The organism is Salipiger sp. PrR002 (assembly GCF_010500775.1).
Lineage (GTDB): Bacteria > Pseudomonadota > Alphaproteobacteria > Rhodobacterales > Rhodobacteraceae > Salipiger.
On record NZ_JAAGOU010000076.1, the window covers coordinates 1 to 2,829 of the forward strand.

Below are 2,829 nucleotides of genomic sequence, written 5' to 3' on the forward strand. Positions count from 1 at the left end.
GTAACCGCCCGATTGAGACCGCAGGTTACTTCTGAAGCATAGGGGCGACCAAGATGATCGCCATGCCGGTCAGGCAAAAGATTGCGCCGATGATATCCCATCGGGTCGGAATCTGCCTCTCTACGGCCCAAAGCCATGCGATAGATGCTGTGATGTATATGCCGCCGTAGGCCGCATATGCACGACCGGCAAACTCGACCTCAACACGCGTCAGCAAGTATGCGAACAGGGCGAGGGAGATCGCGCCCGGGATAAGCCAGAGGGCTGAGCGGTCAAGACGTAGCCAGGCCCAGAACGCGAAGCAGCCCGCGATCTCGGCGAGAGCAGCCAGGGCATACATGCCGATTGCCGCGAAGACGCTCATCATGGGCGAGCTGCGCTCCACTGCCACGGCAGCAGTTCGTCAAGCCGGTTGATCTTGTGATCATGGATACGGTCGAGGATATCGGCGAGCCAAGCCTGTGGATCGAGCCCGTTCATCTTGGCGGTTTCGATGAGGGTCATCGCCCTGGCCAGCGTCTCGCCACCGCTATCGGAGCCGGCGAAGAGCCAGTTTTTCCGTCCGATGCCGATCGGGCGCATGGCGCGCTCGGCGGGGTTGTTGTCGATGCCAACGCGGCCGTCTTCGAGGAAGAGCTCGAAGGAAGACCAGCGGCTGAGACCGTATCGGAAGGCCTTGGCGAGATCGCTCTTGCCCGGAATGCGCAGCAGCTGGGCCTCGGCCCAGGCCTTGAAGGCATCGACCATGGGGCGGGAGTGCGTCTGGCGCGCGGCCTGTCGTAGTTCGGCGGATTGACCGGCGACCTCGCGCTCGACATCATAAAGCTTGCCGATCCGGTCGAGGGCTTCCCGCGCAATCTCGGATTTCGTGCTGTCCCAGACATCATGGAAGTCGCGCCGAAGATGCGCCCAGCAGGCGGCCTCGCGGAACTGGCTGCTGCCGTCCGCGCGTGGTTCGTAAAGCAGATTGAAGCCAGCATAGGCGTCCGCCTGAAGGATACCGCCGCTGTCTTGCAGATGCCGCTGAGGATGTTCCCCCTTGCGATCCGGGGAGAAGCGGTAGACGACACCGGGCGGCGCGGCGCCGTCCCAAGGACGTTGATCCGAGACATAGGCCCAGACCCGTCCCTGCTTGACCCCTTTGCCGAGGCCGCGGTCCCGGCGTGACCGGTCCAGGACGCGGATCGGGGTGTCGTCCGCGTGCAGCACCGGCGCGGCCATCACCTCGGTCTCGATCCGTTCAATGATAGGGGCGAGCACCTTCATGGCGCGTCCGCACCAGTCCAGCAGCGTGCTGTCCGGGATGTCGGCCCCCATACGGGCGTAGATCTCGTTCTGGCGATAGAGCGGAAGGTGATCATCGAACTTGGACACGAGGATCTGGGCCAGAAGCCCAGGACCAGCCATGCTGCCGGGGATAGGGCGACTTGGGGCGGCAGGCTGCACCATCTTCTCGCACCGGCGACAGGACTTCTTCACCCGCGCGATCTGGATCACCTTCATCTGCGCCGCGACCATGTCGAGCAACTCGCTGACATCCTCACCCACCACGCGAAGGTCGCCACCACAGTCGGGACAACAGGAGCCGGGATCGAGTTCGCGCCGTTCGCGAGGGGTCGTGTCCGAGACGCGCGGGCGTCGACGAGGCTTGATCTCAGCGACAGCGGCATCGATCGCCGCAGGCACCTCCTCCTCGACTGACCCATCACGCTTCTCGGCAACTGCGACCAGGAGGTCTTCGAGCGCCAGTTCGAGCTGCGCGATCTCACGCTCAATCTTTTCCGAGGACTTTCCGAAGGCCTGTTTCTGGAGCTTGGCGATCCGCAAGCGCAGAGCCTGAACCAACTGCTCGTGGGCCTGAAGCGTGGCCGACATGCGTGCATTCTCCGCCTGAAGTGCGGCGATCATCGCCTTCAGGACCGCAGGATCATCAGAGAGAATGTGGGCATCATCGGACATGCCGACTGATACCATGCACAGGTCGAGATGGCCAATAAAACAAGTGGATTCAGGTAGATAATCTACCCGACCCGCGCGGGTGGTGCGCCCCAGTCCGGGCGCCTCCAATCGATCCCTTCCCAGAGCATCGCCAGCTGGGCGGAGGTCAGCCGCGCGGCCCCGGCCTTGGTGTTCGGCCAGGGAAACCGTCCGCGCTCGAGGATCTTGTAATAGAGGCAGAAGCCTTGGCCATCCCAGTAGAGCAGCTTCAGCCGATCCCCCTTTCGCCCCCGGAACGCGAAGACCGCGCCGCTGGTGGGTTTCTGGCGCAGCACATCCTGGGCCAGGGCTGAGAGACCGGCAATTCCTTTCCGCATGTCGGTCGCGCCGCACGCCAGGTAGACCCGGACCCCGGTGCCTGGGCCGATCATGCCGCTTCCACCGCGCGGATCAGCCCGGTCAGCGCCTCCCCATCCATGCTGCTGTCGAAACGGAGGCAGCGACCGTTCCCCAAACGCAGCTCGACAAAAACCGGGCGAGCGGGCGGGGAGTGGGCCGGTTCGGACTGGGTGCCGAAATCAAGAGGCAGGAAGACTGCTCCCCGATCCGGCGACCAAAGGCCCTTCTTCTTCAGGTCCCGGCGCCAGCCGTAGATTTGCGAGCGTGTGAGCTCATGTCGCTGAGCAACTTGCGTAACCGAAGCCCCGCCAGCACCCACTTCCAGCAAGATCTCGAGCTTCTCCTCGTCGCTCCAACGACGGCGCCGCTCGACACCCAGAACCTCACCCAACATAGCGCCTCCCGATAAGACACGTCGCTAAAGACGTCGTTATGCACGTGTCTTATCTCGGTCCGCCTCCATCAGGCAGGCGGCATCAATCGGGCGCTTAC

General features: G+C 63.5%; 4 protein-coding genes. All 4 read right to left on the reverse strand.

The annotated features are described in order from the left end of the window. Positions 1-25 precede the first annotated feature (25 nt). The 4 genes from G0A00_RS26095 to G0A00_RS26110 all read right to left on the reverse strand — a co-directional run bounded on the left by G0A00_RS26095 (position 26) and on the right by G0A00_RS26110 (position 2,731). Complete coding sequence (locus tag G0A00_RS26095; protein WP_088736309.1) at positions 26-364, reverse strand: YnfA family protein; 339 nt, start codon at positions 362-364, stop codon at positions 26-28. Next, positions 364-1,959: an IS66 family transposase gene (locus G0A00_RS26100; RefSeq protein WP_164185595.1), complete on the reverse strand. Its 1,596-nt coding sequence runs from the start codon at positions 1,957-1,959 to the stop codon at positions 364-366. The genes G0A00_RS26095 and G0A00_RS26100 overlap by 1 nt, the downstream gene beginning before the upstream one ends. 62 nt (positions 1,960-2,021) lie before the next feature. Beyond that, on the reverse strand, positions 2,022-2,369 hold the full coding sequence (tnpB, locus tag G0A00_RS26105) for an IS66 family insertion sequence element accessory protein TnpB (RefSeq protein WP_107818344.1): 348 nt from the start codon (positions 2,367-2,369) through the stop codon (positions 2,022-2,024). Next, positions 2,366-2,731, reverse strand: a complete 366-nt coding sequence (locus G0A00_RS26110) for a transposase (protein ID WP_107818346.1) — start codon at positions 2,729-2,731, stop codon at positions 2,366-2,368. The genes tnpB and G0A00_RS26110 overlap by 4 nt, the downstream gene beginning before the upstream one ends. Positions 2,732-2,829: the final 98 nt, after the last annotated feature.

Bases quoted from the DNA above. Each gene is read 5' to 3' on its own strand.
- G0A00_RS26095 (WP_088736309.1), bottom strand. From the start codon at position 364: ATGAGCGTCTTCGCGGCAATCGGCATGTATGCCCTGGCTGCTCTCGCC.
- G0A00_RS26100 (WP_164185595.1), bottom strand. From the start codon at position 1,959: ATGTCCGATGATGCCCACATTCTCTCTGATGATCCTGCGGTCCTGAAG.
- tnpB (WP_107818344.1), bottom strand. From the start codon at position 2,369: ATGATCGGCCCAGGCACCGGGGTCCGGGTCTACCTGGCGTGCGGCGCG.
- G0A00_RS26110 (WP_107818346.1), bottom strand. From the start codon at position 2,731: ATGTTGGGTGAGGTTCTGGGTGTCGAGCGGCGCCGTCGTTGGAGCGAC.